Here is a 24,677-nt window from a genome sequence, read left to right as displayed (position 1 = left end):
CCTCCATCCTGCACGAGGTAGAGCGGTGACTGACCTGCCAGGTCGTGAAAACGACCCCAACGAAAACCCGTTCGCCATGTTCGGCAACCCTGAGCAGATGGCTCAGGCGATGCGCCAGTTCGCCGACATGCTGTCGGCGCCCCAGGGCTCCGGCCCTGTCAACTGGGACATGGCCAAGAACATCGCCCGGCACGCGGTGGTCGCCGAGGGCGATCCATCCGTCATGGACGGCGAACGCCGCCAGATCGTCGACGCGCTCAGCCTCGCCGACCTGTGGCTCAACGAGGCCACGGCGCTGCCGAGCGGGGTGTCGAACCCGCAGGCGTGGAGCCGGTCCGAGTGGATCGAGAACACCGTCCCGGTGTGGCGCAAGCTGTGCGAGCCGATCGCCGAACGCATGGTCGAGACCATGGGCGGCGCGCTCGGCGGCGCGGGCCTGCCCGCCGAGGCCCAGCAGATGGCCGGGCCGCTGATGGGCATGCTCAAGCAGATGGGCGGCATGATGGTCGGCCAGCAGATCGGGCAGGCGCTCGGTTCGCTGGCGCGCGAGGTGATCGGCACGACCGACATCGGCCTGCCGCTGTCGGACACGGCCGCGCTGCTGCCCGGCGGCATCGCCTCCTTCAGCGACGGCCTGGAACTGCCCGCCGACGAGATCCGGCTGTACCTGGCGTTGCGCGAGGCGGCCCATCACCGGCTGTTCCAGCACGTGCCGTGGCTGCGTTCGCACCTGCTCGGCGCCGTCGAGGAGTACGCCAAGGGGATCACGGTCGACACCTCGGCGCTCGAGGAGCAGATCCGCGGCCTCGACATCAGCAACCCCGAGGCGCTCCAGGAGGCGTTGAGCGGCGGCGCGCTGCTCAAGCCCGAGGAGACCGAGCGGCAGAAGGCCGCGCTGGCCCGTCTGGAGACGATGCTGGCGCTGGTCGAGGGCTGGGTGGCGACCGTGGTGAACTCCGCGGCCGAGGGCAAGCTGCCCTCCGCGGGCGCCCTCGCCGAGACGGTGCGCAGGCGCCGCGCGACCGGCGGACCCGCCGAGCTGACGTTCGGCACGCTGGTGGGCCTGGAACTGCGTCCGCGCAGGCTGCGGGAGGCGGCGGCGCTCTGGCAGGCGCTGGAGGCCGACCGCGGGCTCGACGGCCGCGACTCGGTCTGGGGCCACCCCGACCTGATGCCGACGGCCGAGGACCTCGACCACCCGGACGCGTTCGTCAAGGGCGATTCCGCCTGGGACATCTCCAAGCTGGACGAGCCCGGAGAGTCGGAGTGACGCTGCGCTCCGACGCGGTCGAGGTGCTGACCGGCTGGACGGCGCCGACGCCCGAGGAGGAGGTGCTGCGCAAGGAGTTCCTGGAGCACCTGGCGGCGCACACCGACGCCATGTACCGGGAGTGCGTGCCCGGCCACCTGACCGCGACCACCGCGGTGCTGTCCCACGACGGGGCGCGCGTGCTGCTGACGCTGCACCCCAAGGCGGGGATGTGGCTGCCGATGGGCGGTCACTGCGAGCCCGCCGACCGCACGCTGGCGGAGGTGGCGCTGCGCGAGGCCGGGGAGGAGTCCGGCATTCCCGGCCTGCGCCTGCTGGCCGGGCCGCTGGCGCTGGATCGGCACGAGGTCTGGTGCCATCCGCCGCGGTCGTGGCATCTGGACGTGGAGTACGCCGCCGTGGCGCCGGAGGGCGCGGAGGCGGTGATCAGCGAGGAGTCGCTGGACCTGCGCTGGTTCCCCGTGGAGGAGATCCCCGAGCTGTCCGACGAGGCCACCAGGCGACTGGCCAGGCGCGGCAGGGCGCTACTTCTGACCTGAGGGGGTCACGCGGTGGTCGGTGGGACGATCGTCACCCCTGCCCGCCGCGCGCCGGTGCGCGCCGGCCTCGTGTGGATCCTGGTCGTTCCCTTCGCCGCGTGGGCTCTGGCGCGGGTCGCCGGGCTTGAGCGTGGCGGGCCGTTGACGCAGGTCATGTCGGCCACGCCGTACGTCGCCCTCGGGTCCTTGCTGCCCCTTCTCGTCGCCGCGTTCGGGCGGCGGCCGCTCGCGGCCTGCGTGGCCGCGCTCACCTCGGTCGCGCTGGCGTTCTGCGTGCTGCCCCGGGCGTTCGGTGACGGGGGCGTCGCGGGCGGGCGGCCGTTCACCGTGCTGACGGTCAACCTGCTGGTCGGACGGGCTGACGTCATGGATCTGGTACGGCGGGTGCGGCCGGATGTCCTGAGTGTCCAGGAATTGACGCCCGCTGCCGTGGAGCGGCTGGAGGGTGTCATGCCGTACCGGGTGCTCCAGGGTGACGTCGGCCTTTACTCGCGGCATCCGCTCAACGGTTTCGTGGTGTCACCGCCCGGCGGGCCGGTCGAGGTCGTGCCCGTGCATGCGCCGCGTCCTTCCTCGGAGAACCTGGCGACGTGGCGGGCGGTGCTCGGCTCGCTGCCTGGGGCCGGTTCCGGTACGCCGCGGATCCTGGCAGGCGACTTCAACGCCACACTCGACCACGCGGCGCTGCGCGAGGTGCTGGCCCGCGGCTACACCGACGCCGCCGACCGGGCCGGCGCGGGGCTGGTGCCCACGTGGCCGGAGAACACGCGGCTGCCGCCGATGATCACGATCGACCACGTGCTGGTCGACACGCGGGTGGGGGTCCGGGAGGTCACGGTGCACTCGGTGCCGGGGACCGATCATCGGGCCGTCGTCGCGCGGCTAGTGCTTCCCCAGGAGAGCGCGGGTGTTGTCCCAGCCTTCCAGGCCGGGGTCCAGGCGCAGGACGTCCTCGGGGGTACGCAGGCGGTGCCAGCCGGGTGAGGCGGCGACCATGCGGCGGCCGGGGGCCTGGGCGCGCAGGTCGGCCACCGGGTCCTGGGCGTCCAGGTCGGGGTTGGCCCAGTCCGGGAGGGGGAGGTGGCAGGCCAGGGCCACGGCGCCGCCGTACTCGGAGGGGCACAGGGTGAGCTGGGCGCGGCCGAGTTCGCGGAAGAGCTTGCCGATGAGGAGTGGGGGGAGGTCGGGGGCGTCGGCGTTGATCACGGCTGCTTGGTCGCCTGGGAGGCGATTTATGACGCTTTTCAGGGGTTCGTCGTCTTTTATCGTGATTACTTCGGTGCCGGGCCAGACGATCTCCTCCAGGCCGGGCACGCTCGTCACCAGCACCGGGGTGACCAGGTCGAGGCCGGCCACCATCTCGTAGGTGTCCTCGGCCACGGCACTCAGGAACTCCTCCTGATCCACCCCTTCCGGGGCCGCCCTCCCCATGCTCCGGCGGGCGAGAACCGCGACGGTGCGGATCAACATTCCTCCGGCGCGTTGTGCGCCGCGGCGGAGAATCCTTCGAGGAAGCCGCGCGCCCGCTCTGCCTTGGGATACTGTTCGACCAGCGCCCAGAATTGGGGGCCGTGGCTCGGCACCAGCAGGTGCACGAGTTCGTGGATGATGACGTAGTCGATGACCCATTCCGGCAGGCCCTTGAGGCGGGTCGAGATCCTGATCGTGGCGTTGTCCGGGGTGCACGAGCCCCATCGGTGCTGCTGGTTGTCCACCCAGCGGACGCTGGCGGGCCGTGCCTTGCCGTCGAGGTACTTCGCCGACAGCTCGTTGGCCCTGGCCTGGAGCCCTTCGTCGGTGGGTCTGCGCCGCCGCTCCTTGGCCGCCAGCCGATCGAGCATCCGGCTCACCCATTCATCAGCGTCTTCGCCACTCAGCCATGCGGGCAAGAGCACGATCGTCTTGTCGCCGTCTCGGTATGCGGAGACCGTACGCCGGCGACGAGAACTTCGACGGACCTCGACTGTCTCGGGGGGCACATATGCACGTTAGCCGACACCGGCCGAATTCCACAGGGGGTGAGCCCTGTTTTAGCTGGTCAGATGATTAAGAGCCGGTGAATTTGGGCACGCGCCTTTCCCGATGGGCGCGCAGTCCCTCCAGCATGTCGGCGGAAGCCATGGTCACGGGCTGGGCGAGGGCCTCCCAGCGGAGGGCGGCTTCTAGATCCTGGTGATCCCCATTTAGCGCGGATTTGGTGAGTTTCGCGGCGATGGGGGCGGTTGAGGCGACCTTGAGGGCGATCTCTTGCACTTCGCGCCTAAGGTCATTTCCCGCGAATGCCCGATTTATCAGACCTTCTGATGCTGCTTCGGTGCCTGTCAGGACACGTCCGGTTAGGAGCATCTCGCTGGCGAGCCTCAGGCCGCCCGTTCTCGGCAGCAGGTAGGTGGCGGCCATGCCCGGGTGCAGGCCCAGGGAGGTGAAGGGGGCCAGCAGCTTGGCGTCCTCGGCGGCGTAGACGAGGTCGCAGGCCAGGGCCAGGCACAGGCCCGCGCCCACCGCGGCGCCGTTCACTGCGGCTATCGTCGGGACTTCCAGGGCCGCTACCGCCAGCCAGGTGCGGTAGAAGGCGAGCATGCGGTCTCGCAGGTCAGGGACCGATTCGGTGGCTCGCTCCGACAGCCAGGACAGGTCGCCGCCGGCGGAGAAGGCGCTGCCGGCGCCGGTGATCACCACGCAGCGGGCTGATCTGTCGGTGGCCAGGGCTGCCATTTCCTGGGACCAGCGTTGGGTCATGGGCTCGGTCATGGCGTTGCGGCGGTCGGGGAGGTTGAGGGTCACCCAGACGACGCCGTCGTCCGAACGGTCGACCAAGAGCTCACTCATGCCCAAGATCGTAACCCCACCCCTGCATCACACCCTTCCCCATCTCCCCGCTCCCCATCTCCCCGCTCCCCATCTCCCCGCTCCCTGTTCCCCGGCTCCCCGCTCCCTGCCTGGCGCCCCGCTACGCACTCCCCCTCTTTCCACGCGGCCCTGGTTGTCTTTCCCCACGCCCTCCTCTGCCCTTCGTCTAACCCGGAGACGCGCTCCTCTCGGGTCCGCCCGAGGCCCCCGCCCACTCGCGGGCCGCCGGTTTGCCCAGCTATGGCCGGACCTTCATCCACAGCCCTCTGACCAGCGAAAGAAGTTATCCACAGCCCGGCACAACCCGCCCCACAACCGCCCCCGATGATGCGACCCTGACCGTCATGAGGCCCCGCGTGAAACCCTCCCTGCGCCGCATCCTCAGAGACGAGCGCACCCTCCAGTTCGGCGTACACCCGTTGCAGGCCGTCGTACTCACCGACCTCACCCCGCCACTCCGAGCCTGGATCGAGTCCCTGGACGGCACCCAGGACATGACCCAGGCCCTGAAGCACGCGGTGAAAGCAGGCATGGAAGAACAGGCGGCCAGAACCCTCCTGGCGGAGCTGACCGCCCAAGGCGTCCTGGACGACGCCTCAATCCCCGAGACGATCCTGCACGACATCCCCCTACCGGAACGAGACCGCCTCCGCCCCGAACTGGACGCCCTCGACCTGGCCAGAGACAACCCGGCAGGCGGCCTCCCCACCCTGGGCCGCCGCCGCCACGCCCGGGTCAGGGTCTACGGCGCAGGCCGGGTAGGCGCCTCGATCGTGAACCTCCTGGCAGCCGCCGGAGTGGGGTCCATCCGCGTGATCGACCCCGCCCCCACCCGCCCGGAAGACCTGGTCCCCGGCGGCCTCGCCTGGTCCGAACTCGGCCTCCCCCGAGAAGAAGCCTCCGTGGCCGCCGCCACCCGCCAGATCACCTGTCCCCCGACCTCCACCCACCAGCCCTCTTCCACCCCGCAACCGCTCGCAAAGCAACCTCGCCAACCCAACCCCGAGAACCCCCGCCAATCCGACAAGGACCCCGCACCCACCCGCGCCGCCCAGAGCCAAGCGCCCGCGGCACGCGTCCCCGCCCAAGGCACAGCTCACGACAGACGAGACCAGCGGGCCACCGCCCCGGACCCCGCACCCGCTCCTCCAGGCCCCGCGCCCGCTCCTCGAAAGCCGACGCAAGCCCCACGGCGCCCCACCCAAGCCGCCCGCAAGCGAACCGACGTGGTCAGCCAGACCATCCAGGACACCGGCCAAAGCAGCACGAAACGGCAGCCAGCCACACCCACTCCCTATGCCCGGTTCGTCGCGGGCGGGCCGTACCTCAACGACCGCTCGGACCTGCCGCACCTGGTCGTCCTCGCTCCAGTGGGCCCGCTGGACGGCATCCTGGTGACCGAGCTGACCGCCCTGAACATCCCGCACATGCTGGTCTCCGCCTTCGAGGGCTACGGAACGGTGGGACCGCTCGTACACCCGAGCCAGAGCGCCTGCCTGCACTGCCTGGACCTCACCCGCCGCGACCGCGATCCGGGCTGGCCCATGGTCACCGCTCACCTGGGCGGATATCCGGTGGGCGAGATCGCCTGCGACACCACCCTGGCGGCCTTGGTAGCAGCGGAAGCCGCCCGGCACGCCCTCGCCTACCTGGACGGCCACCCGTCGATTGTGACCAACGGCACAATCGACATATTGCCTGATTGGCAGAGGAAGCGTCGGACCTGGGCGATCCACCCGCAATGTAGGTGTATACGCAACAATCCAGATTCGCTAAGAATGGTCAGAGCGGCCACCCGCCACTAAACCCAGCCAAATCCCACCAGCCACCCACCCCACACCAACGGCCACCCCGGGGGTCCCCGACCAGACCTCTGAGCACGCGCCATACAGTCACAAGCAAGCCCCCCGCATCCAGCAGGGCCCCACGCACCACCCCTCGCACCCAGCGAGGCGCCATCGCTCTTGCCCCGCACCCAGCGAGGCGCCGTCGTCCTTGCCCCGCACCCAGCGAGGCACTCTCCTCGACCTTGCATCCAGCAGGGCACCCCATCGTCTCCGCACCGAACAGGCAGCGCCGCGAACCCTCTCAGCCAGCGGGATCCGGAGTGCCAACAGCCCTCTGTCGGCGGGTCGCAGGCCCGCGGCCGGTGGGTACACGTACAACCAGCACAACGCCCGTGTCCGACGGGCATCAGGGGAGACCAACAGGCTCGGAAGCCACCGGGCCGGGTCCGCGACCACGCGCACACGGGTCGACCACGGAAGGGGGAAGTGGCGCCTCAACGGGACGCCGCGTACTACGGTGAGCGATCTTCCGCGCCGCGCTGTCACGCGCTCCGCCAAGCTGGCCACGCTTCCGATCAGTTTCGCGGGCCGCACGGCCCTGGGCATCGGGAAGCGCATCGGCGGCAAATCCGCCGAGATCGTCGCACAGGAGATCCAGCAGCGTACCGCCGAGCAGATCTTCAAGGTCCTCGGCGAGCTCAAGGGCGGTGCGATGAAGCTGGGCCAAGCGTTGTCCATCTTCGAAGCCGCTCTGCCGCCGGAGATCGCCGGCCCCTATCGAGCTACGCTGACCAAGCTCCAGGACGCCGCGCCGCCGCTCCCGGTGGCCACGGTGCACAAGGTGCTGGCCGAACAACTGGGCGACGACTGGCGGGAGAACTTCATCTCCTTTGAGGACCAGCCCACCGCCGCCGCCTCGATCGGGCAGGTCCACCGTGCGGTCTGGCACGACGGCCGGGACGTAGCGGTCAAGGTCCAGTACCCCGGCGCGGGCAAGGCGCTGCTCGGCGACTTCACCCAGTTGGCGCGGCTGGGCAAGCTGTTCGGGGTCATGCTGCCCGGTCTCGACATCAAGGCGGTCCTCACCGAACTGCGCGAACGCATCGCCGAAGAGCTCGACTACTTCCGCGAGGCGGAAGCCCAGCACGCCTTCGCACAGGAGTTCCTCGGCGACCCGGACTTCCAGGTGCCCGACGTGATCGCCGCCAACGAGATGGTCCTCGTGACGGAGTGGATGGACGGGACGCCCCTGTCCCGCATCATCACCGACGGCACCAAGGAGCAACGCGACAGAGCCGGCCTGCTACTCGTCCGCTTCCTCTTCTGCTCCCCAGCAAGGGTGGGCATGCTCCACGCGGACCCCCATCCAGGCAACTTCCGCATGCTTGAGGACGGACGACTCGGAATCCTCGACTTCGGCGCCGTGAACCGCCTCCCGGAGGGCTACCCCAAGGCATTCGGGCAGCTCACCCGCATCTTCAACCACGGCGACATGGAAACGGTCATGAACGGCCTGCGCGCCGAGGGCTTCATCCGTCCCCACATCGAGATCGACCCCGACGCCCTGCGCGCCTTCCTCGCCCCATACGTCGAGCCGACGGCGGTGGAGGAGTTCACGTTCAGCCGCGAGTGGCTCCAGGCCCAGGCCGCCAGCGTGACCGACCTCCGACCCACCAACGTGGTACGCCAGCTCAACCTCCCCGTCTCGTACGTCCTCATCCACCGGGTACACGCGGCAGGCATAGGCGTCCTGTGCCAGTTGGGAACCACCGCCAGGTTCCGCGACGAGGTCATCCGCTGGGTCCCAGGCTTCGCCGACGACCCAGACGCAGCCACCGACTCCGTCCCCGTCTCCTAACCCCAAAAGACCAGTTAGCCCAGAGCCCGGCGCGATCCGGCAGGCACGCGACAACTCGATCGCCCGTCGGCGCCCTAGGCGTGGCCAACAGACGTCCCCGCGCAGCCCAGAGCACGGCGCAGCTCAGAAGCGTGCGGCCGCCCAGCCTCCGCGCGCCAGAGGCTCTCGCCGTCCGGACTTCACGCACCCGAGGGGCCGTGGCTCCGTCGCCCCTTGTTGCCCTGTCGCCGGGACAAGGGAGCGGACGGAGAGGCCGGACCGGAGGGGGGCGGGCCGAAGAAGCCGGGCCGAGAAGGGCAGACCGAAGAGGAACGGACCCGAGGGGTCGGGCCAAAGGGGGCAGGCAGGCCGGAGAGGCTGGGCCCAGAAGGGGGCGGCCCAAGAGGGGCGGACCCGAGGGGGTCGGGCCGAAGAGGGAGGGGCCGGGGAGGGTCGGTGTAGGGGGTGGGGTGGGTTGGGGGTTGGGAAGGGTGGAGGCGGGTTGGGGGTTGGGGTGGTGGAAGGGTTGAGTTAGCGAAGGGCCCGGGTGCCTTACTGGCACCCGGGCCCTTCGTCAGAAGGAGACCTCGGTGGAGGTCCTGCGCCGGCGGCAGGACCTCCCGGTTCAGACTCCTCGGGTCAACGCCACGCGCAGCCGGTCATTGGCTCGCTGCACGTTCTTCCGGGCGCGCTCTACTCGGCGGATCCGGTTGATCAGGCGTTGCTCCTCCGCCTCTCGGTGGAGGGTTTGTATTCGGTCGTTGACCATGTTCTGGAACAGATACGGCATTTCAAAGCTCCTGGTGGGAAGGATGTTCATCTCTGCGAGACGCCTTTCTTGAGTCGGTACGAGGTGGGTGGATCAGGCAGCGACCGGGTGCTTGCGGGGACGCCCGCGAGGCCGCTTGCGGGGAACGACGGTCCCGCGGAGGATGAGCTCGCCGCCCCAGACGCCCCACGGCTCCTCGCGCTCGAGCGCGCGGTCGAGGCAGGACTTCTGGATCGGGCAGCCACCGCAGAGCGCTTTGGCGAACTCGACGTCCTCCGGCGACTCGGCGAACCACAGGTCGGGGTTGGCACGGCAGGGGATCTTGGCTTCGTCGATCAGGTCCATGATCGTCTTCGCCCCCATCTGCGTCTCCTTCTTCTTTTCGATCTTGGTGATCTTGTTCGGGCACCTCGTAGGTGGTCGGGGGATCACGGACAAACAAAGAGGCCGCGGATCCGATGTGCGGATCCGCGGCCTGGGGGCTGCTTGTGTGCCGGTCAGGTTATGACCGGCGCATCCCTCCAGGGTTGCGGACCGCACAGTCCACCCTTGGTGTTCTGCGGGTTCGGCACGATGCTCGGGGCACCTGCGATGGCAGGCGCGGACGGAGCCACTCCTGCTCCGTAAACCAGGACGGCCTCGAAGCCGGCGCCGTGACGGGCGCGGGCGTGGAAGGCGGACTCCTGGCCGAAGACAGACTGCTCCTGCCGGAACTTGGCCGGCCCATCAGCGAGCTTGACCGAGTCACGGCGTGCGGAAGTGAGCCACTGCGTGGCCGTCATCTTCATGCTGATCACCGGGACTCACCTCCGTTTCTTGGGATCGTCGGACAGGAGTGTCCGACTCGCTTGACCATGACCCTAAACCGGGAAGCCGGGGAGGGGCAACATATTTTCTACCTGGGATTTTGTGACTTTATCTCGCGGATCATGGCCTCCTGCACCACCGAGACGACGAGGTCTCCTGATGAGGTGAACATCTGTCCGCGGGCAAGGCCACGGGCGCCCCCCGACCAGGGGGACTCCTGAGCATAGAGCAACCAGTCGTCGGACCTGAACGGGCGGTGGAACCACATGGCGTGGTCCAGCGAGGCGCCCATGACGTTCGAGGTGCCCCAGGACAGGCCGTGCGCCAGCAGTATCGTGTCGACGAGCGTGAAGTCCGAGGCGTACGCGGCGAGCACCACGTGCAGCAGCGGGTCGTCGGGCAGTTCGGCGTCGTAGCGGAACCACACGTTGGTCTCGGCGCTGATCAGCTCCGGGTTCCTGGACGCCTCGAAGGTCAGCGGCGAGGCGTAGCGGGCGTCCACGGGGCGGGGCTTGGACAGCCAGTCCTTCCAGCCGGGCTCGTCGCCGACGAGGTCGTAGAGCTTGTCCTGGAATGTCGGCAGCGTCTCCGGGTCGGGCACCCTCGGCATCGCGGCCGCCTGGTGCGCCCAGCCCTCCTCGGGCACGTGGAACGACGCGGACATCGTGAAGATCGCCTTGCCGTGCTGGATGGCGACCACCCGGCGCGTGGTGAAGGAGCGGCCGTCGCGGACCCGCTCGACGTTGTACACGATCGGGATCGCGGGGTCGCCCGGCCGGATGAAGTAGGCGTGCAGCGAGTGCACATGGCGGTCGTCGGGGACGGTACGCCCCGCCGCGACCAGCGCCTGCGCCGCCACCTGGCCGCCGAAGACGCGCTGGATGCGCTCCTCCGGGCTGCGGCCGCGGAAGATGTCCAGCTCGATCTGCTCGAGGTCGAGCAGGTCGAGCAGCTCCTTCAGCGCCTCGTTCACGTGTCTCTCCCCTAGCGGCTGGCCGTATCACCATAAGTCTGACGTGCCACCCACCGCGTCAGGAACCCACCCGCCGTATCGGGAAAATCACCTCCGCGACCTGGTGCGCTTTCTCCCTTCTGGTACGCCTGCCGCCGGCCCTGACAGGACGAGAACCACACCAGGGCAGAGGCGGAGTCGGAAGAGCTGGGCTCGGACCGGGGACCGGAAGAGCTGGGGCAAATGGGCGGAGATCGCGGCCGGGATGGAGGAGCGCGCCAGACAGGCAGGGGCTGGATCAGAGGCTGAGCGTGGGGCGGACCGGAGCAGGGGCAAGGGGCGGGGCCGGTAGAGCGGGATCGAGGCTGAGGGGCGGAGCGGGACTGGAAGGGCGGGATCGAGGGCTGGGGTTGGAAGAGCGGAGTCGGGGCTGAGGGCGGAGCGGGGCCGGCACGGCGGGATCGGGAGCTGAGGGCCGGAGCGGGGCCGGTTGGGCGGGATCGGGGGCTCGGGCCGGGGTCGGGGCTGGGTGGGAGGGGCGGGCGGGGTCGAGGCGGAGGCCGGCCAGGGCGCCGCAGGGTCCGCCGGTGCGCTTCTGTCATTCGGCGTGCGGGTCGGCGATCGAGCAGAAGCTGGTCTGCGCGGAGTGTTGCGAGGTCGCCGACCCGAGCCAGGTCACGCCGGTCCCGGGGCCGGGCTTCCAGCCTGATCGGGGTTACCCGCCGCCGCGGCACAGGCCCAGGACGGCCTCGCCGTACTTGTCCAGTTTGACCTTGCCGATGCCCGCGATCGACAGCAACTCCGACTCGCTCCGCGGCACCCGCTCGGCGATGGCCTGGAGGGTCACGTCGGTGAACACGACGTACGGCGGGATCTTCGCCTCCTTGGCCGTCGTGGTGCGCCAGGCCTTGAGGCTCTCCAGGAGCGCCTCGTCGTAGTCCGCGGGACAGCTCGAACAGCGGCCCAGCTTCTGCTCGGCCGCCGTCGCGAGGTTGCGGGCGCAGATGCGGCAGGACACGGGCGCGGCCACCTGGCGGCGTTCGCGCGCGGGCGCGGCGGCGGCGCGGGGGGTGGTGGCCGGGCGGCCGGTCAGCCCGTCGAGGAAGCGGGAGGGGCGGCGGCCCTTGCGGCCGCCGGGGGCGCGGGCCAGTGCCCAGGAGAGCGAGAGGTGCTCGCGGGCCCTGGTGATGCCGACGTAGAGGAGGCGGCGCTCCTCCTCGACCTGCTCGGGCGACTCGGCGTAGATGATCGGCATCATGCCGTCGGTGAGGCCGACGAGGAAGACGGCGTCCCACTCCAGGCCCTTGGCGGCGTGGAGCGAGGCCAGCGTGACGCCCTCGACCGGCGGGGCGTGCTGCTCGCCCGCGCGGCGCTCCAGTTCGGCCACGAACGCGGGCAGGTCGGCTCCGTCGGCGGCCATGTCCTCGGCCAGGTCGGCCAGGGCGCGCAGCGACTCCCACTTCTCGCGCGCCTTTCCGCCGCCGGGCGCGGCGGGGGTGAGTCCGATGCCGGTGAGGATGTGGTGGACCTCTCCGGCCAGGGGTTCGCCGGACTCGGAGCGGGCGGCGCCGCGAAGCAGTACGACGGCCTGACGCACTTCGGGACGCTCGAAGAAACGCTCGGCGCCGCGCAGGACGTAGGGGATCTCGGCCTTGGACAGGGCCTCCTCGTACGCCTCCGACTGGGAGTTGACCCGGAACAGGACGGCGATCTCGCGGGCGGCAACGCCTTTATCCATGAGCTTGCGGATGGCGCGGGCGACCCCGGCGGCCTCGGCGGGCTCGTCGTCGTGCTCGGTGAAGACCGGCTTGGGGCCGTCCTTGCGCTGGGCCAGGAGCTCCAGCCGGTGGGTGGAGCGGCCCTTGGCGATGACCAGGTTGGCCAGGTCGACGACCTGGGGGGTGGAGCGGTAGTCGCGCACGAGCTTGATGACGGCGGCGTCGGGGTGCTCGACGGCGAAGCCGGTGAGGTAGCGGGGGCTGGCGCCGGTGAAGGAGTAGATGGTCTGGTTGGGGTCGCCGACCACGCACACGTCCTCGCGCCCGCCGAGCCAGGTGTCGAGCAGGAGCTTCTGCAGCGGGTTGACGTCCTGGTACTCGTCGACGACGAAGTAGCGGTACTGCTGGCGGATCTGGGCCGCCACCTCCTGGTGCTCGGTCATCACGGCGGCGGTGAGCTCCAGGATCGTCTCGAAGTCGACCAGGTGCCGTTCGCGCCGGATCTGCTCGTAGGCGTCGTAGACGCGGGCCATCTCCTCGGCGGGCACCGGCGGCGTGCGGTTGAACTTGGCGGCGGCGGCCGTGTAGTCCTCGGGGGCGATCTGGACGACCTTGGACCATTCGACCTCCGAGGCCAGGTCGCGCAGGACGTCGGGGCTGGTGCGGGTGATCCGGCAGGCCTCGCGCAGCACGGGCAGCTTGGACTCGATCACCGACGGCGCGTCGCCGCCGATGACCCTCGGCCAGAAGTAGGTGAGCTGGCGCAGCGCGGCGGCGTGGAAGGTGCGCGCCTGGACGCCGGGCGCGCCGAGCGCGCGCAGCCGCTGCCTGAGCTCGCCCGCGGCGCGTGTGGTGAATGTCACGGCGAGCACGCTGGAGGAGTCGACGTACCCACTCCGTACGGCATGGGCGATCCGATGGGTGATCGCCCTGGTCTTCCCGGTGCCCGCACCGGCCAGCACGCATACCGGCCCGCGCACGGCCTCGGCCACCGCTCGCTGCTCCGGGTCGAGCCCGCCGAGCACGTCATCCACGCTGTTCACCTCGTCATCCTCCCAGCCGGTGGCGGTGAAGGGCTCCATTCTGGCAACATGCCGCCCGTCACCCGTTCACATCACCGAGATGCAAAGAACAGGTCAATTCCCCCACAATGGGGCGCGACCAACTGCATGGGGGAAAGGGAAGGCCGTGCGAACTGCGGTTTTCGCGAGCGCGCTCGCCGCTGCGATCGTGCTCACGCCGACGGCGGCTGCCGCCGGGACGGCGAAGGACCCCTTCCCGGTCGACTCCAACGGTCTCGGCGGCCTGTCGGCGGAGAGCGTCAACTACGGCCACCAGCGCAACCAGGACATGGACGTGTGGTGGACCGCCGACGGCACCAAGCGGCCCGGCGTCTTCCTGATCCACGGCGGCTGGTGGTCCGGCGGCGACAAGAAGTACATGACGGAGATCGCCCGCACCTACGCCGACATGGGCTACACGGTCTTCAACCTCAACTACCGCCTGTCCGGCCAGCAGGCGTGGCCCGCGCAGCGCAGCGACGCCTTCTCCGCGATCGCCGTGGCGCGCAAGCACGCCGAGCGCTGGTCGTACGACCCGGCGAACTTCGTGGTGGTGGGCTTCTCCGCGGGCGGCCACATCGCGGCCGCCGTCGGCACGTACGGCAACGGCGTGCCCGGCCTGAAGGGCGTCGTGGGGCTGTCACCGGTGATCTCGCCGCTGCGCGCCTACTCCGACGGCGCCAAGACGGCAGACATCAACAAGCGGCGCCTGCGCCTGGCCGCCATGCGGCTGGCCGGCGGCTGCGAGCCCAAGGGCAAGTGCTCGCGGGTGTGGGCCAGCATGGAGGTGCCCTGGCACGCCAGCGCCAAGGACGCGCCGATGCTGATGCTGCACTCGCAGGACGAGTTCGTGCCGCCGGTGCAGAGCCAGTTGCTCAAGACGATGCTGGGCCAGGTGGGCGTGGACGTGACGGTCGTCACCCAGCCCGGCGCCGAGCACAGCGCGCCGCTCTTCCGCGAGCCCGGCGTGGCCGAGCGCGTCCAGCAGTGGATCTCCGAGCGCATCGGCTAACCCCACCGGAACACGAGGGATTACGCGGGCCCCCGGCGTTGTTGCACCGAGCGCCTGTTTACCCGAAAGGAACCCTCATGGCGCTGACGGTCTACACCACCACCTGGTGCGGCCCCTGCAAGAGGCTGAAGTCTCAGCTCTCCCGCGAAGGCATCAGCTTCAGTGAAGTCGACATCGAGGCCAACCCCGGCGCCGCCGCGTTCGTGGAGAGCGTGAACAACGGCAACCAGGTCGTCCCGACGGTCGTCATCGAGACTCCCCAGGGCCGGGTCGTGCGGACGAACCCGTCGGCGCGTGAGGTGAAGGCGCTTCTCCAGGCCGCCTGAGCGGCTACCAGTCACCGACCAGATGGTCGCCGTACCAGGTCTCGATCAGCCGCCTGGCGATCGAGACCGGCGGCGGCAGCCGCAGCTCGCCTGAGGCCAGCGCCTCGGCGAGCTGTTCGCGTGAGTACCAGCGGGCCTCGGCGATCTCGTCGGCGTCCGGGGTCAGCGTCGTGGTGATGGCGTCGGCGAAGAAGCCGAGCATGAGGCTGCGCGGGAACGGCCACGGCTGGCTGCCCAGGTAGCGCGGGTTCGTGACGGCGATGCCGACCTCCTCGGCCACCTCGCGGATGACCGCGTGCTCCAGCGACTCCCCCGGCTCCACGAACCCGGCCAGGATCGACAGCCGCCCCTCCGGCCACTGCGGCCCGCGGGCCAGCAGGCAGCGGTCCTCCTCGTCGCGCACCAGCATGATCACCGCGGGGTCAACGCGCGGGAAGTGCTGCGAGCCGTCCACGGGGCAGACGCGGATGTGGCCGCCCGCCTCGACCTGGGTACGGCTCCCGCACCGAGGACAGTGCTCGTGCGTCGTGTGCCACGCCTCCAGCGCCACGGCGTAGACCAGCAGCCCCGCGTCCCGGTCGCCGAGCAACCCGCCGACCTGCCGCAGCCCGGCCACGACCGGCCGCCCCTCCGGGGTGTCACGCAGGCTCATGGGCACGGTCGCCCGGCCGTTCAGCTCGGCGTCGACGCCCGGCAGGGGCGCGGCCACGGCGAAGTAGGCGGTGCCGTCCTCGACGCCCAGCAGGTAGCGCTCGCCTTCGGGGGCCTCCTCCGTCGTGTAGAGCACGGCCTCGGCGCCTTCGCCGGAGCGGCGGACGAGTGTGTGGCCGTCGTCGATGACCAGGACTCTGGTCGCGGGGTCGGCCCAGGCACGTTCCACCCAGGCGCGGTCACCCCGCAGCGTCGAGGATCTGTCGACGGTGCCGCGCGCGAGCAACAGCGGCCCTATCAGTTGTTCTGCAGCCCTTGTCTCCAAGCCGGACACACCCTCCCCAAAGTCGCAGTCATCCTACGACGCCAGGTTCGGGTAAGCCTTGCGGCCACACTTCCGACCGAAACCCCCGAAACCACATAATTGGCTCGCAGCATCGTGAAGATCGGAGGCTCTCGATCGATGCCTTTAGGAGACCCGCGGCAACTCGGGGACTACACGCTGGAGCACGTTCTCGCTGAAGGACCGGCCGGCGTGGTCTACGCGGGACGCGGTCCGGACGGCGAGCGGGTGGCGGTGAAGCTGCTCCACACCGATCTGGAGGATCCGGAGCGCTTCCTGGAAAGGGCCGGGCGGCTGAAGCGGGTGGACGCCTTCCACAGCGCGATGGTCCTGGACGCCGGGCTCCAGGGGGCGCGGCCGTACATCGTCTCGGAGTTCGTGGACGGGGTCAGCCTCAAGCAGGAGGTCATCGAGCACGGACCCCTGGGCGGCGCGGCCCTGCACCGGCTGGCGATCGCCACGATGACCGCGCTGGCCGCCATCCACCAGGCGGGCCTGGCGCACGGGGCGCTGCGTCCCGACAACGTGCTGCTCGGGCCGGACGGGCCGCGGGTGATCAACGCGGGAGTCGGCGCCGCGGTCGAGTCGGGGTCGGCGATCGCCACCCAGCAGGTCACCTCACCGGCGTTCCTGGCGCCGGAGCAGTTCGGGGGCGAGTTGTTCCCGGCCTCCGCCGATCTGTTCGCGTGGGGCTCGACGGTGGTCTTCGCCGCCACCGGGCAGTCGCCCTTCCACTCCAACTCGATGTCGGCCGCCATGAACCGCATCCTGCGCGAGGAGCCCGACCTGCGCGGCGTGGCCGACCCGCCGCGCGCGATCGTGGCGGCCTGCCTGGCCAAGGATCCCGCGGCGCGGCCGACGGCCGCCGAGGCGCTGATGCGGCTCGTGGGCCACTCGATGCTGACCGACCTGCCGCCGGTGCGGGAGGAGGAGCCGCCGCGCCGTTCCCGGGCGCCGCTGCTGGTCGGCGCCGCGCTCGCGCTGGCGGTGCTCTCGGCCGCGGGCGGGCACGCCGTCGCGCGGGTGACCAGGCCCGCGCCGCCGCCGGCCGGGGGCGTGTCCGCGGCACCGGCCCCGTCGCCCGCCTCGCCGTCGGCGGACGTCCGTACGGCGGCGCCCGACCCCAGCCCCCCGCCCAAGCCCACCAAGACCGTCAAGGCCGCGGGCATCGGCCTGACGCTGCACGAGAGCCCCGCAGACCCGGTCGTCCTGAGCGCCTACCGGGTGGGCAAGGACACCTACGTACGCGAGGGCGACACCTTCACCAAGCTGAAGACGCCCGGCGCCGACCTCGGCTTCTCCCCCGACGGCCAGTGGCTGGCGATCTACGCCGAGCCCACGCTGACGATCGTCAACAGGAAGACCAAGGAGCAGTACGCCGTCACGCCCGAGGTCAACGGCAAGCTCGCCTTCCCCACCTGGGCGCCGGACTCCAAGCGGCTGCTGCTCAACATCGTCGACGGCGGCGACCCCGAGCTGGCCCTGGGCTTCGTCCTGGTGGACCCGGTCTCCAGGACCGCCACGCCCGTGCCGACCGACGACAAGGCCGAGCGGATCTACGCCTGGCTGCCCGACTCCTCCGGCGTGGTCATCGACTACAAGAGCGAGAGCGGCTGGGGACTCAAGGCCCGCGACCTGACCGGGCGCGAGCTGTGGACCAAGCACTGGGTCGGCCGCCTGTGGGGACGCCGCAGCTTCTCGCCCTCCGGCACGTCGTTCCTGACGCTGTGCCCGAGCGGCGGCAGCTTCTGCCTGTGGAACACCGCCAACTGGGGCCGCCAGGAGAGCGTCGCCGTCTTCGGGGCGAAGGGCGGCACGCTGCTGAGCTGGTACGACGACAGCCACCTGATCATCACCGAGCCCAGGGACAAGGACAAGGCGGTGCACCAGATCGTCGTCATCGACCTGCGGGGCCGTACGCAGAGGGTGATGGGCGAGCTGGTCGGCAAGGACGACCGCGACGACCTGATCTACGTCTACACGGGAAGGTGACCGGCATGGACCCCGGCATCCTGGTCACCGAGCGCGCCGAGGGGCCGACGCTGGCCCAGGCGGTGGCCGAGGGCGGCGCGCTGTCGCCCAACGCGACCCACCGGCTGGCGCTGGCGGTGCTGACCGCGCTGGCCTCCGTCCACCGTACCGGCGGGTTTCACGGCGATCTCGGCCCGCACACGGTCGTGCTCGGCCAGGACGGCACGCACGTGCTGCGCGGCACACCGGACGGGGAGGGCGGGCAGCACGAGGACATGTTCGCCTGGGCCGCGCTGGTCGCCTTCGCGGCGACCGGCCGCGACCCCTTCGGCGAGGTGGACAAACGTCGCAGGTACGGCGCCGCCGACCTGGGCGCCCTCCACGGCGAGCTGCGCGAACTGGTGGCCGACTGCCTGGCCGAGGACCCGGAGCACCGCCCGGCCGCCGAGGAGGCGCTGCTCCGCCTGCTCGGCCAGTCGGGGGCGCTGGAGACCGCGCTGCCCGACCTGCCCGAGCCCGAGCGGCGGCGGCCCCGCGCGCTGCTGCTCACCTGCGCGGCCGTCGCCATCGTGCTGGTCTTCGGCGCGCTCGGATACCTGCTGACCCCCGGCACGCTCATCGCCAGGCCGGTCGCCGCGGGCACCACGTCGAGCCCCGCCCCCAGCACCGCCCCCGCCGCGCCGAAACCGGTCCCGGCCACCAGGACGATCACCCTGCCCGACGGCGCGGGCACGCTCTGGGAGGACGCGGCCGACCGGGTCCGCCTCACCTCCTACTACGTCGGCCAGAACGGCGCGAACTCCGTGGCCTACGCCCGCACGCCGGACGGATCGGGCTTCGAGCGGACCGGCGGCGACAACATCTCCTCCCCGGTCTCCCCCGACAACCGATGGCTGGCCACGGTCAACGAGCTGCACATCCTGACCGCCGAGCGCCTGGACGTGGGCTTCACCAACCGGGTCACCGGCGAGAAGTTCACCGTCCCGACGGTCACGAACCCGCGCTGGGGCGTCTCGCCGCACTGGTCGCGCGACAGCCGTACGCTGCTGCTGTCGATGCTGGAGCGCGACGAGCAGGTGCAGGCCGCGTTCGTCAGGGGCTTCATCCTCATCGACGTCGCGACGCGCCGCGCCACCGTCGTCGAGACGGCCAACGACGAGGACGTCGCGCAGTTCAGGAAGCAGGCGCCGGAGGCCAGGAGCAGCTACTACTACCGCTGGGCGCCGGGCGACCAGTTCGTGGCGTCCGGGTACCTGACGCCGGAGAACGGCGAGGGCATCCGCTACCGGGACCTGACCGGCAAGGTCGTGCGCTCCATGCACTGGGTGGGGCGGCCGGTCGGGCAGACGCCGTTCTCGCCGTCGGGCACGCGGCTGGTCACGACGAGCTGCGCCAAGCAACTGACCTCCTGCATCTGGGAGGCCGACACCGGCAAAAGGCTGGCGACCGTGCCGCCCGCCCGCGGCTTCATGTACGGCTGGTACGACGAGGACCACCTGATCGTGGGCCGCGTCGCCGGCCAGAAGATGATCGTGGAGGCGGTCGGCTTCGACGGCAAGGTGAAACGGAAGCTGGCGGAGCTGAGGTACGTGAAGGACAAGCTGGCCGACCTGCGCTTCGACAGGTTCTGACGTGAGCGTCCTGGAGCGCGTCGGCGAGTACCGGATCCTGGGCACGCTGGGGTCGGGCGGGCAGGGCGTGGTCCATCTCGGCCAGGGGACGGGCGGTGAGAAGGTCGCCATCAAGATGCTGCACCGGGTCTCCGATCCACAGGCCGTCGCCAGGTTCCTGCGCGAGGCGGAGGTGCTGCCCGAGGTGGCCTCGTTCTGCACCGCCCAGGTGCTGGGGACCGGTAGCGAGAGCGGCGTGCCGTACATCGTGAGCGAGTTCATCGACGGGCCCACGCTGCAGGCGAGCGTGCGTGAGCGCGGCCCGATCGGCGGGCGGGAGCTGCGCAGGCTCGCGGTCGGCACCGTCACCGCGCTGGCGGCCATCCACCGGGCCGGGGTCGTGCACCGCGACTTCAAGCCGGCCAACGTGCTGCTGAGCCGGGAGGGTCCGCGGGTCATCGACTTCGGGATCGCGCGGGCGGCCTCGGGTGAGACGACGATCGGCGGGGTGGTGGGCACGCCGGCGTACATGGCGCCCGAGCAGTTCGGGCAGGCGGTGGCGGGGCCGCCGGCGGACCTGTTCGCGTGGGCGGCCACGATCGTCTTCGCGGCGACGGGGCGGGCGCCGTTCGGGCAGGACTCGGTTCCGGCGATCATGCACCGGCTCGCGAACGAGCAGCCCGAGCTGGGCGGGCTCGACGGGGACCTGCGCGAGATCGTGGCTGCCTGCCTCGTCAAGGAGCCGGCGGAGCGGCCGCGGGCCAGCCAGGTGCTGCTGCGCCTGCTCGGCCATCCGGCGCCGGGCAGCGGCGGGAACGCCGGGCGGGTCACGCGGCCGGTGGAGCGGCGTCAGCCCGACGCGGTGCCCGAGGGCCTGCTGCGCGAGGGTCAGGCGGTCTCGCGCCGTCCCCGCCGCCTGCGCACCGCCCTGATCGGAGGTACGGCACTCGCCGTGGCGGCGGCCGTGACGGGCACGATCCTGATCACGCGGCCGGGGCCTTTCACGCCGTCCACTTCGCGGCAGGTTCCGTCCGCCGCCGTGTCCGCGCCCGCGTCCTCGTCCGTTTCCTCGCCCGCTTCCTCGCCCGCGCTCAGTGGGCCGCCGCCGGGTGACGCCGTCGCGGTCTCGGTGCCGCAACTGGCTGCCACCTTCTTCGAGGGCCCGCGCGATCCGATCCGGCTGACCTCGTTCACGGTCAAGGAGGAGTCGCTGCGGCAGCCGGGGTTCGTCAGGAAGCCGGGGACGCGGGAGTTCCTGCGCCTGCCGGAGTACCGTGACGCGGTCGTCTCGCCCGACGGCCGGCTGGTGGCATCGGTCTACACCGCGCCCAAGTACGCCTCCGAGGGCAACAACACCGTGCAATTCACCGACCGGGCGCTGACGCCGGTCTTCTCGGTGCCTACGGTGGAGCTCCCGCTGCTGGTCCGGCGGCCGGCGTGGGCGCGGGACGGCTCGCGGGTCCTGCTGACCGTGACCGACATCGACGGCAGGGCGACCGGGTTCGCGGTGGTCGACGTGGCCGCTCGCACGGTCGGTCACCGGGAGGTCTCCGGGCTGGCCAAGGCGGCGGACTTCGCCTGGGGGCCGGACGGGACCGTCCTGGTGACCGGGGGCGGGGCGGTCGGGGTCTACGCGCTCGACGGGCGGCTGCTGCGGACGGTCAAGGGGGTTCGGTCGGCGGACGATCTCACCGCCGAGGTCAGCGGGCGGCTGCTGGTCGCGGGGTGCGCCGGTAGGCGGGCTGTCTGCGTGGTGGAACACGAGAGCGGGAAGCGCGTCGGGCGCTTCCCGCTGGGTGCGAAACAGAAGTTGTGGGGCTGGTTCAACCAGGACCACCTGCTGGTCTACGACCATGGGGTGAGCCCCTGGCGGGTGGACGTCGTGGACCTGGCCGGGAAGAAGGTCCGGCCGTTCGCCACGATGAACGGTGACGCCGACACGTTCTGGCGGCTGTTCTGGGCGGGCGGCTGAGCCCGCCCCGTTGGCCGGGTCAGCGGGCGAAGACCACGATGTTGTCGCGGTAGCTGCCCTTCTTCCTGTCGAACACGCCGCCGCAGGTGATCAGGCGCAGCTCGGCGCCCGCCGTCTGGCCGTAGACGGTGCGGCTGGGGACCGCGGTCTTGGGGTAGCGGGCCAGGCGGTGGACGGTGAACGTCTTCGTGGTGCCGTCGGCGCGGTCCACGTGGATCTTGTCGCCGGGGTCGAGGCCGCGGACCTTGTAGAAGACCGCGGGGCCCGTCTTGGAGTCCACGTGGCCGGCGATGACGGCGGGGCCGCGCTCGCCGGGCTCGGGGCCGGCCTGGTTCCATCCGGCCACGTCGTAGCGCTTGGGCGCGGCCAGGCGGCCCTTCTTGTCGATCGCCAGCGGGATGATCTTCGTCTTCAGGCCGATGGCGGGGACGCGCAGCCGCACGGGGTTGGCGGCCTGGGCGCCGGTCCAGGTGCCACCCGCACCGGTCTCCACACCACCCCTCGGCCGATCGTCGTCGTCATCGTCGTCCTGGGTGCCGCCGGCGCCCGTGTCGACGCCGCCCCTGGGACGGTCGTCGTCATCGTCGTCGTCCTGGGTGCCGCCCGCGCCGGTGTCCACGCCGCCGCGGGGGGCGCGGCGGTCGTCGTCTCCGTCGTCGTCATCGTCATCGTCGTCGCGGCTGGTCTCGGCCTGGGCCAGCGTGGCCGGGGCGGCCGAGGCCGGGGTCGCGACGAGTCCGGCGCCCGCCGCGCCGGTCCCGCACGTGAGCGCGATGGCGATCAGGATCCGCCTGAGTTCCATGCCGTCCTCCTGGGGAGTGGTTTCCGTTGCCGGTCTCCAGACTCCCGAGCGGCGGTGGGACCCCCATGAGGCCGTCGTTAGAGGGCTTTCATCCGATATCCGGTACCTCGCAGGGTCTCGATCCGATCTGCCCCGATTTTCTTGCGCAGGTACCGGACATAGACATCCACCACGTTGGAACCTGGGTCGAAGTCGAACCCCCACACGTGGCTGAGCAACTGCTCTCGGGTCAGCACCTGGTCGGGATGGCGGCAGAAGACCTCGGCCAGCGCGAACTCGCGCGCCGACAGCTCCACCACGTGCCCGCCCACGTGCACCCTGCGGCTGCGCAGATCCAGCGACAGGTCGCCCACCCGCAGCACGGTCACCTCGGGCGTACGCTCGGTGCGCAGCCGCAACCGCACCCTGGCCAGCAGTTCCTCGAAGGCGAACGGCTTGGGGATGTAGTCGTCGGCCCCGCCCTCCAGCCCGGCGACGGTGTCGGCCACGCTGTCACGGGCGGTCAGGATGATCACCGGCAGCGTCACCCTGGCCTGCCGCAGCCTGCGCAGCACCGTGAAGCCGTCGCTCAACGGCAGCCCGATGTCGAGCACCATGAGGTCGAACTCGCCGCTGCGCGCGTACTCGAAGGCGGCCTCGCCGTCCTCCACGACCGTGGTCACGAAGCCGTTGCCCCGCAGGCCCTTCTCCACGAACGCGGCGATCCTGGCCTCGTCCTCCGCGATGAGTATCCGGTTCACCGTATCTCCAGTTCAATGACGAAGCGGGCGCCGTCCTCGACCCAGACCCGGCCGCCGTGGGCCTCGGCGATGGAGCGCACAATGGCCAGTCCCAGCCCGGCGCCCTGGTGGGAGCGGCTGCCCGCGCGGACGAACCGCTGGAAGATGCGCTCGCGGTCCTCCGGCCGCACGCCGGGGCCGCCGTCGCGCACCCAGAGCCGGACCTTGTCGCCGTCCACGGCCGACCCGGCGGCCACGAGCGCGCCCTCCTGGGTGTGCCGCACGGCGTTGGCGGCCAGTTGCATGAGCGCCTGGGTGAGCCGCTGGCGGTCGGCCACGACGCGCGCCTCGGCCACCTCGTCCACCCGCCACTCGCGCTCGCCCAGCGCCCTGGCCTTGGCGATCACGCTGACGGTCAGGTCGGCGAGCTCTACCTCCTCCAGCGACAGGAAGCCCGGCTGCTCCGACTTGGCCAGCGTCAGCAGGTCGTCGACGATGCGGTTCATGCGGTTGAGCTCGTCGGTGACCAGCGCGAGCGTCTCCTCCCGCTCGGCGGGGTCGTCGCCCATCAGCTCCAGGTGGCCGCGGATGACGGTGATCGGGGTACGCAACTCGTGCCCGGCGTCGTCCACGAACTCCCGCTGCACCTCGAAGGCGCGTTGCAGCCGGTCCAGCATGTGGTTGAAGGTGCGGGCCAGGGCGGCCACGTCGTCGTTGCCGACCACCTCCAGCCTGCTGGTCAGGTCGCTGGAGTCGCCGATGCGCTCGGCGGCCTGCCGTACCATCCTGACCGGCGCGAGCACGCGGCCGGCGACGAACCAGCCGGCCGCGCCCGCCAGCGCCAGCGCGGCAAGCGAGGTGAAGCCGAGCACGCGCACGGCGTCCACGACCTCCTGGCGGTGCTGCTCGTAGAAGATCGCGATGACGAAGTGGCCCTGGCGGCGGTCGCCCTTGATCTGGATCGGGACCGACGCCCAGCGGACCTCGCCGGCCCTGGAGGGCCAGGTGCCGGTCTCCGGGCGTTCGGCCTCGGCCACGCGGGCGACCAGGCCGGCGTCCTCGTCGAGGGGGGCGGGCGACTCGGCCAGGCCCTTGCGGTGGGGCTGGCCGTCCACGACGGTGAAGAACATCTCCCACCGGTCGGCGACGTTGACCTGGAGGTAGCCGACCAGCAGCTCGTCGAGGTCGTTGGCGGGACGCTTGGCCGCGTAGCCGCTCAGTTCCTCGTACTCGTGCTTGAACTCGGCCGCGATCCGCTCGTCCACCCGGGTCAGCAGGACGTTCCAGGCGGCGAAGATGGACAGGCCGAGCGCCAGGGTCACGACCGAGAGCATCCAGCCTACGATCCGTGCTCTCGCGCTCACCTTGCCTGCTCAGTCGTCGTCATCGTCCTCATCATCATCCCCGCTGCGGACCCTGGTCGGCGACGGGGGTGGTACCGGGTCGGCTTTGGTCTTCTTCCTGCTGGGCGTGGGCGTCGCGCTTTCCTTCTTCCGGGTCGGCGTGACGGCCGGCGTCGGGCTGGGCGGCGGCGGGGTGGCCGTGGGGGTGACGATGATCTCACCGCCGAGGTCCGGTTCGACCGCCCCCGCTTTGACCACCACCGTCATGGCGAGCGCGGCGAGCACCGCGCCGACCGTGGCGCCCACGAGCGTGGTCTTACGGGTCATGACAGGACCGT

General features: G+C 71.0%; 23 protein-coding genes. 10 read left to right on the top strand and 13 right to left on the bottom strand.

Annotation, left to right across the window (positions count from 1 at the left end; translation table 11 throughout):
• Positions 1–76 precede the first annotated feature (76 nt).
• Genes ACIBEJ_RS32635 through ACIBEJ_RS32625 form a run of 3 tightly spaced genes read left to right on the top strand, consistent with a single transcriptional unit; the run spans position 77 to position 2,793 of the window.
• The gene (locus tag ACIBEJ_RS32635; RefSeq protein ID WP_397186740.1) at positions 77–1,270 is read left to right on the top strand and encodes a zinc-dependent metalloprotease; all 1,194 of its coding nucleotides are present in this window, start codon (positions 77–79) and stop codon (positions 1,268–1,270) included.
• The gene (locus ACIBEJ_RS32630) at positions 1,267–1,809 is read left to right on the top strand and encodes an NUDIX hydrolase (protein ID WP_397186709.1); all 543 of its coding nucleotides are present in this window, start codon (positions 1,267–1,269) and stop codon (positions 1,807–1,809) included. Before ACIBEJ_RS32635 ends, ACIBEJ_RS32630 begins: the two co-directional genes overlap by 4 nt.
• A gap of 12 nt (positions 1,810–1,821) precedes the next feature.
• Entirely contained in the window at positions 1,822–2,793 is a 972-nt protein-coding gene (locus ACIBEJ_RS32625) for an endonuclease/exonuclease/phosphatase family protein (RefSeq protein ID WP_397186708.1), read from the top strand.
• Here ACIBEJ_RS32625 and ACIBEJ_RS32620 read toward each other — a convergent pair.
• From ACIBEJ_RS32620 to ACIBEJ_RS32610, 3 genes are all read right to left on the bottom strand, one after another.
• The gene (locus tag ACIBEJ_RS32620) at positions 2,692–3,279 is read right to left on the bottom strand and encodes a hypothetical protein (protein ID WP_397186707.1); all 588 of its coding nucleotides are present in this window, start codon (positions 3,277–3,279) and stop codon (positions 2,692–2,694) included. The two genes, ACIBEJ_RS32625 and ACIBEJ_RS32620, sit on opposite strands and share 102 nt — an antisense overlap.
• Entirely contained in the window at positions 3,273–3,650 is a 378-nt protein-coding gene (locus ACIBEJ_RS32615; protein WP_397186706.1) for a M48 family metallopeptidase, read from the bottom strand. The genes ACIBEJ_RS32620 and ACIBEJ_RS32615 overlap by 7 nt, the downstream gene beginning before the upstream one ends.
• A 205-nt stretch (positions 3,651–3,855) precedes the next feature.
• Positions 3,856–4,638 carry an enoyl-CoA hydratase/isomerase family protein gene (locus ACIBEJ_RS32610; RefSeq protein WP_397186705.1) on the bottom strand — a complete coding sequence of 261 codons (783 nt, stop codon included), beginning with the start codon at positions 4,636–4,638 and terminating at the stop codon, positions 3,856–3,858.
• Positions 4,639–5,003: 365 nt separating this feature from the next.
• Between ACIBEJ_RS32610 and ACIBEJ_RS32605 the strand changes: the two genes are divergently transcribed.
• Entirely contained in the window at positions 5,004–6,464 is a 1,461-nt protein-coding gene (locus ACIBEJ_RS32605; RefSeq protein WP_397186704.1) for a thiamine biosynthesis protein ThiF, read from the top strand.
• Between the two features lie 499 nt (positions 6,465–6,963).
• Positions 6,964–8,304 carry an ABC1 kinase family protein gene (locus tag ACIBEJ_RS32600; protein ID WP_397186703.1) on the top strand — a complete coding sequence of 447 codons (1,341 nt, stop codon included), beginning with the start codon at positions 6,964–6,966 and terminating at the stop codon, positions 8,302–8,304.
• 604 nt (positions 8,305–8,908) lie between these two features.
• Here ACIBEJ_RS32600 and ACIBEJ_RS32595 read toward each other — a convergent pair.
• The 5 genes from ACIBEJ_RS32595 to ACIBEJ_RS32575 all read right to left on the bottom strand — a co-directional run bounded on the left by ACIBEJ_RS32595 (position 8,909) and on the right by ACIBEJ_RS32575 (position 13,611).
• A complete protein-coding gene (locus tag ACIBEJ_RS32595) occupies positions 8,909–9,073 on the bottom strand; it encodes a hypothetical protein (protein ID WP_397186702.1) in 165 nt (54 codons plus the stop codon).
• 72 nt (positions 9,074–9,145) lie between these two features.
• A complete protein-coding gene (locus ACIBEJ_RS32590; protein WP_397186701.1) occupies positions 9,146–9,415 on the bottom strand; it encodes a WhiB family transcriptional regulator in 270 nt (89 codons plus the stop codon).
• A 134-nt stretch (positions 9,416–9,549) separates the two neighbouring features.
• Entirely contained in the window at positions 9,550–9,849 is a 300-nt protein-coding gene (locus ACIBEJ_RS32585) for a hypothetical protein (RefSeq protein ID WP_397186700.1), read from the bottom strand.
• A gap of 98 nt (positions 9,850–9,947) precedes the next feature.
• Positions 9,948–10,832, bottom strand: coding sequence for an acyl-CoA thioesterase (locus ACIBEJ_RS32580; protein ID WP_397186699.1), 885 nt, complete (start codon positions 10,830–10,832; stop codon positions 9,948–9,950).
• Between the two features lie 694 nt (positions 10,833–11,526).
• Positions 11,527–13,611 (bottom strand): ATP-dependent DNA helicase UvrD2, encoded by a 2,085-nt coding sequence (locus ACIBEJ_RS32575; protein WP_397186698.1) that lies wholly within the window; start codon positions 13,609–13,611, stop codon positions 11,527–11,529.
• A gap of 106 nt (positions 13,612–13,717) precedes the next feature.
• On the opposite strand from ACIBEJ_RS32575, the gene ACIBEJ_RS32570 reads away from it, so the two are divergent.
• Positions 13,718–14,602 (top strand): alpha/beta hydrolase, encoded by an 885-nt coding sequence (locus tag ACIBEJ_RS32570; protein WP_397186697.1) that lies wholly within the window; start codon positions 13,718–13,720, stop codon positions 14,600–14,602.
• A 77-nt stretch (positions 14,603–14,679) separates the two neighbouring features.
• A complete protein-coding gene (locus ACIBEJ_RS32565) occupies positions 14,680–14,928 on the top strand; it encodes a mycoredoxin (RefSeq protein WP_397186696.1) in 249 nt (82 codons plus the stop codon).
• Positions 14,929–14,932: 4 nt separating this feature from the next.
• On the opposite strand, the gene nudC is transcribed toward ACIBEJ_RS32565, so the two are convergent.
• A complete protein-coding gene (nudC, locus tag ACIBEJ_RS32560) occupies positions 14,933–15,904 on the bottom strand; it encodes an NAD(+) diphosphatase (RefSeq protein ID WP_397186695.1) in 972 nt (323 codons plus the stop codon).
• Between the two features lie 138 nt (positions 15,905–16,042).
• On the opposite strand from nudC, the gene ACIBEJ_RS32555 reads away from it, so the two are divergent.
• From ACIBEJ_RS32555 to ACIBEJ_RS32545, 3 genes are read left to right on the top strand one after another with little or no spacing between them, the layout of a single operon-like run.
• On the top strand, positions 16,043–17,914 hold the full coding sequence (locus tag ACIBEJ_RS32555) for a serine/threonine protein kinase (RefSeq protein WP_397186694.1): 1,872 nt from the start codon (positions 16,043–16,045) through the stop codon (positions 17,912–17,914).
• A gap of 5 nt (positions 17,915–17,919) precedes the next feature.
• Positions 17,920–19,524 (top strand): hypothetical protein, encoded by a 1,605-nt coding sequence (locus ACIBEJ_RS32550; RefSeq protein WP_397186693.1) that lies wholly within the window; start codon positions 17,920–17,922, stop codon positions 19,522–19,524.
• A 1-nt stretch (position 19,525) separates the two neighbouring features.
• Positions 19,526–21,475 carry a protein kinase gene (locus tag ACIBEJ_RS32545; protein ID WP_397186692.1) on the top strand — a complete coding sequence of 650 codons (1,950 nt, stop codon included), beginning with the start codon at positions 19,526–19,528 and terminating at the stop codon, positions 21,473–21,475.
• A 19-nt stretch (positions 21,476–21,494) separates the two neighbouring features.
• Here the strand turns inward: ACIBEJ_RS32545 and ACIBEJ_RS32540 are convergent, their stop codons facing one another.
• The 4 genes from ACIBEJ_RS32540 to ACIBEJ_RS32525 form a co-directional block, all read right to left on the bottom strand.
• Positions 21,495–22,277 (bottom strand): class F sortase, encoded by a 783-nt coding sequence (locus ACIBEJ_RS32540; RefSeq protein WP_397186691.1) that lies wholly within the window; start codon positions 22,275–22,277, stop codon positions 21,495–21,497.
• Positions 22,278–22,354: 77 nt separating this feature from the next.
• On the bottom strand, positions 22,355–23,017 hold the full coding sequence (locus ACIBEJ_RS32535) for a response regulator transcription factor (protein WP_397186690.1): 663 nt from the start codon (positions 23,015–23,017) through the stop codon (positions 22,355–22,357).
• A complete protein-coding gene (locus ACIBEJ_RS32530) occupies positions 23,014–24,330 on the bottom strand; it encodes an ATP-binding protein (protein WP_397186689.1) in 1,317 nt (438 codons plus the stop codon). The genes ACIBEJ_RS32535 and ACIBEJ_RS32530 overlap by 4 nt, the downstream gene beginning before the upstream one ends.
• 39 nt (positions 24,331–24,369) lie before the next feature.
• Positions 24,370–24,666 carry a hypothetical protein gene (locus tag ACIBEJ_RS32525; protein ID WP_397186688.1) on the bottom strand — a complete coding sequence of 99 codons (297 nt, stop codon included), beginning with the start codon at positions 24,664–24,666 and terminating at the stop codon, positions 24,370–24,372.
• Between the last annotated feature and the right edge of the window lie 11 nt (positions 24,667–24,677).

It is taken from the genome of Nonomuraea sp. NPDC050790, from assembly GCF_044456745.1.
Taxonomy (GTDB): domain Bacteria; phylum Actinomycetota; class Actinomycetes; order Streptosporangiales; family Streptosporangiaceae; genus Nonomuraea.
The sequence above is the reverse complement of the archived record's forward strand: the minus strand, read 5'-3'. Positions and strand labels throughout refer to the sequence as shown.

Excerpts from the sequence above, each read along its gene's own strand:
- ACIBEJ_RS32550 (WP_397186693.1), top strand. The coding sequence starts at position 17,920 with ATGGACCCCGGCATCCTGGTCACCGAGCGCGCCGAGGGGCCGACGCTG.
- ACIBEJ_RS32555 (WP_397186694.1), top strand. The coding sequence starts at position 16,043 with ATGCCTTTAGGAGACCCGCGGCAACTCGGGGACTACACGCTGGAGCAC.
- ACIBEJ_RS32620 (WP_397186707.1), bottom strand. The coding sequence starts at position 3,279 with ATGTTGATCCGCACCGTCGCGGTTCTCGCCCGCCGGAGCATGGGGAGG.
- ACIBEJ_RS32525 (WP_397186688.1), bottom strand. The coding sequence starts at position 24,666 with ATGACCCGTAAGACCACGCTCGTGGGCGCCACGGTCGGCGCGGTGCTC.
- ACIBEJ_RS32605 (WP_397186704.1), top strand. The coding sequence starts at position 5,004 with ATGAGGCCCCGCGTGAAACCCTCCCTGCGCCGCATCCTCAGAGACGAG.
- ACIBEJ_RS32615 (WP_397186706.1), bottom strand. The coding sequence starts at position 3,650 with ATGCTCGATCGGCTGGCGGCCAAGGAGCGGCGGCGCAGACCCACCGAC.
- ACIBEJ_RS32565 (WP_397186696.1), top strand. The coding sequence starts at position 14,680 with ATGGCGCTGACGGTCTACACCACCACCTGGTGCGGCCCCTGCAAGAGG.
- ACIBEJ_RS32610 (WP_397186705.1), bottom strand. The coding sequence starts at position 4,638 with ATGAGTGAGCTCTTGGTCGACCGTTCGGACGACGGCGTCGTCTGGGTG.
- ACIBEJ_RS32635 (WP_397186740.1), top strand. The coding sequence starts at position 77 with ATGTTCGGCAACCCTGAGCAGATGGCTCAGGCGATGCGCCAGTTCGCC.
- ACIBEJ_RS32590 (WP_397186701.1), bottom strand. The coding sequence starts at position 9,415 with ATGGGGGCGAAGACGATCATGGACCTGATCGACGAAGCCAAGATCCCC.
- ACIBEJ_RS32540 (WP_397186691.1), bottom strand. The coding sequence starts at position 22,277 with ATGGAACTCAGGCGGATCCTGATCGCCATCGCGCTCACGTGCGGGACC.
- ACIBEJ_RS32530 (WP_397186689.1), bottom strand. The coding sequence starts at position 24,330 with ATGCTCTCGGTCGTGACCCTGGCGCTCGGCCTGTCCATCTTCGCCGCC.
- ACIBEJ_RS32595 (WP_397186702.1), bottom strand. The coding sequence starts at position 9,073 with ATGCCGTATCTGTTCCAGAACATGGTCAACGACCGAATACAAACCCTC.
- ACIBEJ_RS32575 (WP_397186698.1), bottom strand. The coding sequence starts at position 13,611 with ATGGAGCCCTTCACCGCCACCGGCTGGGAGGATGACGAGGTGAACAGC.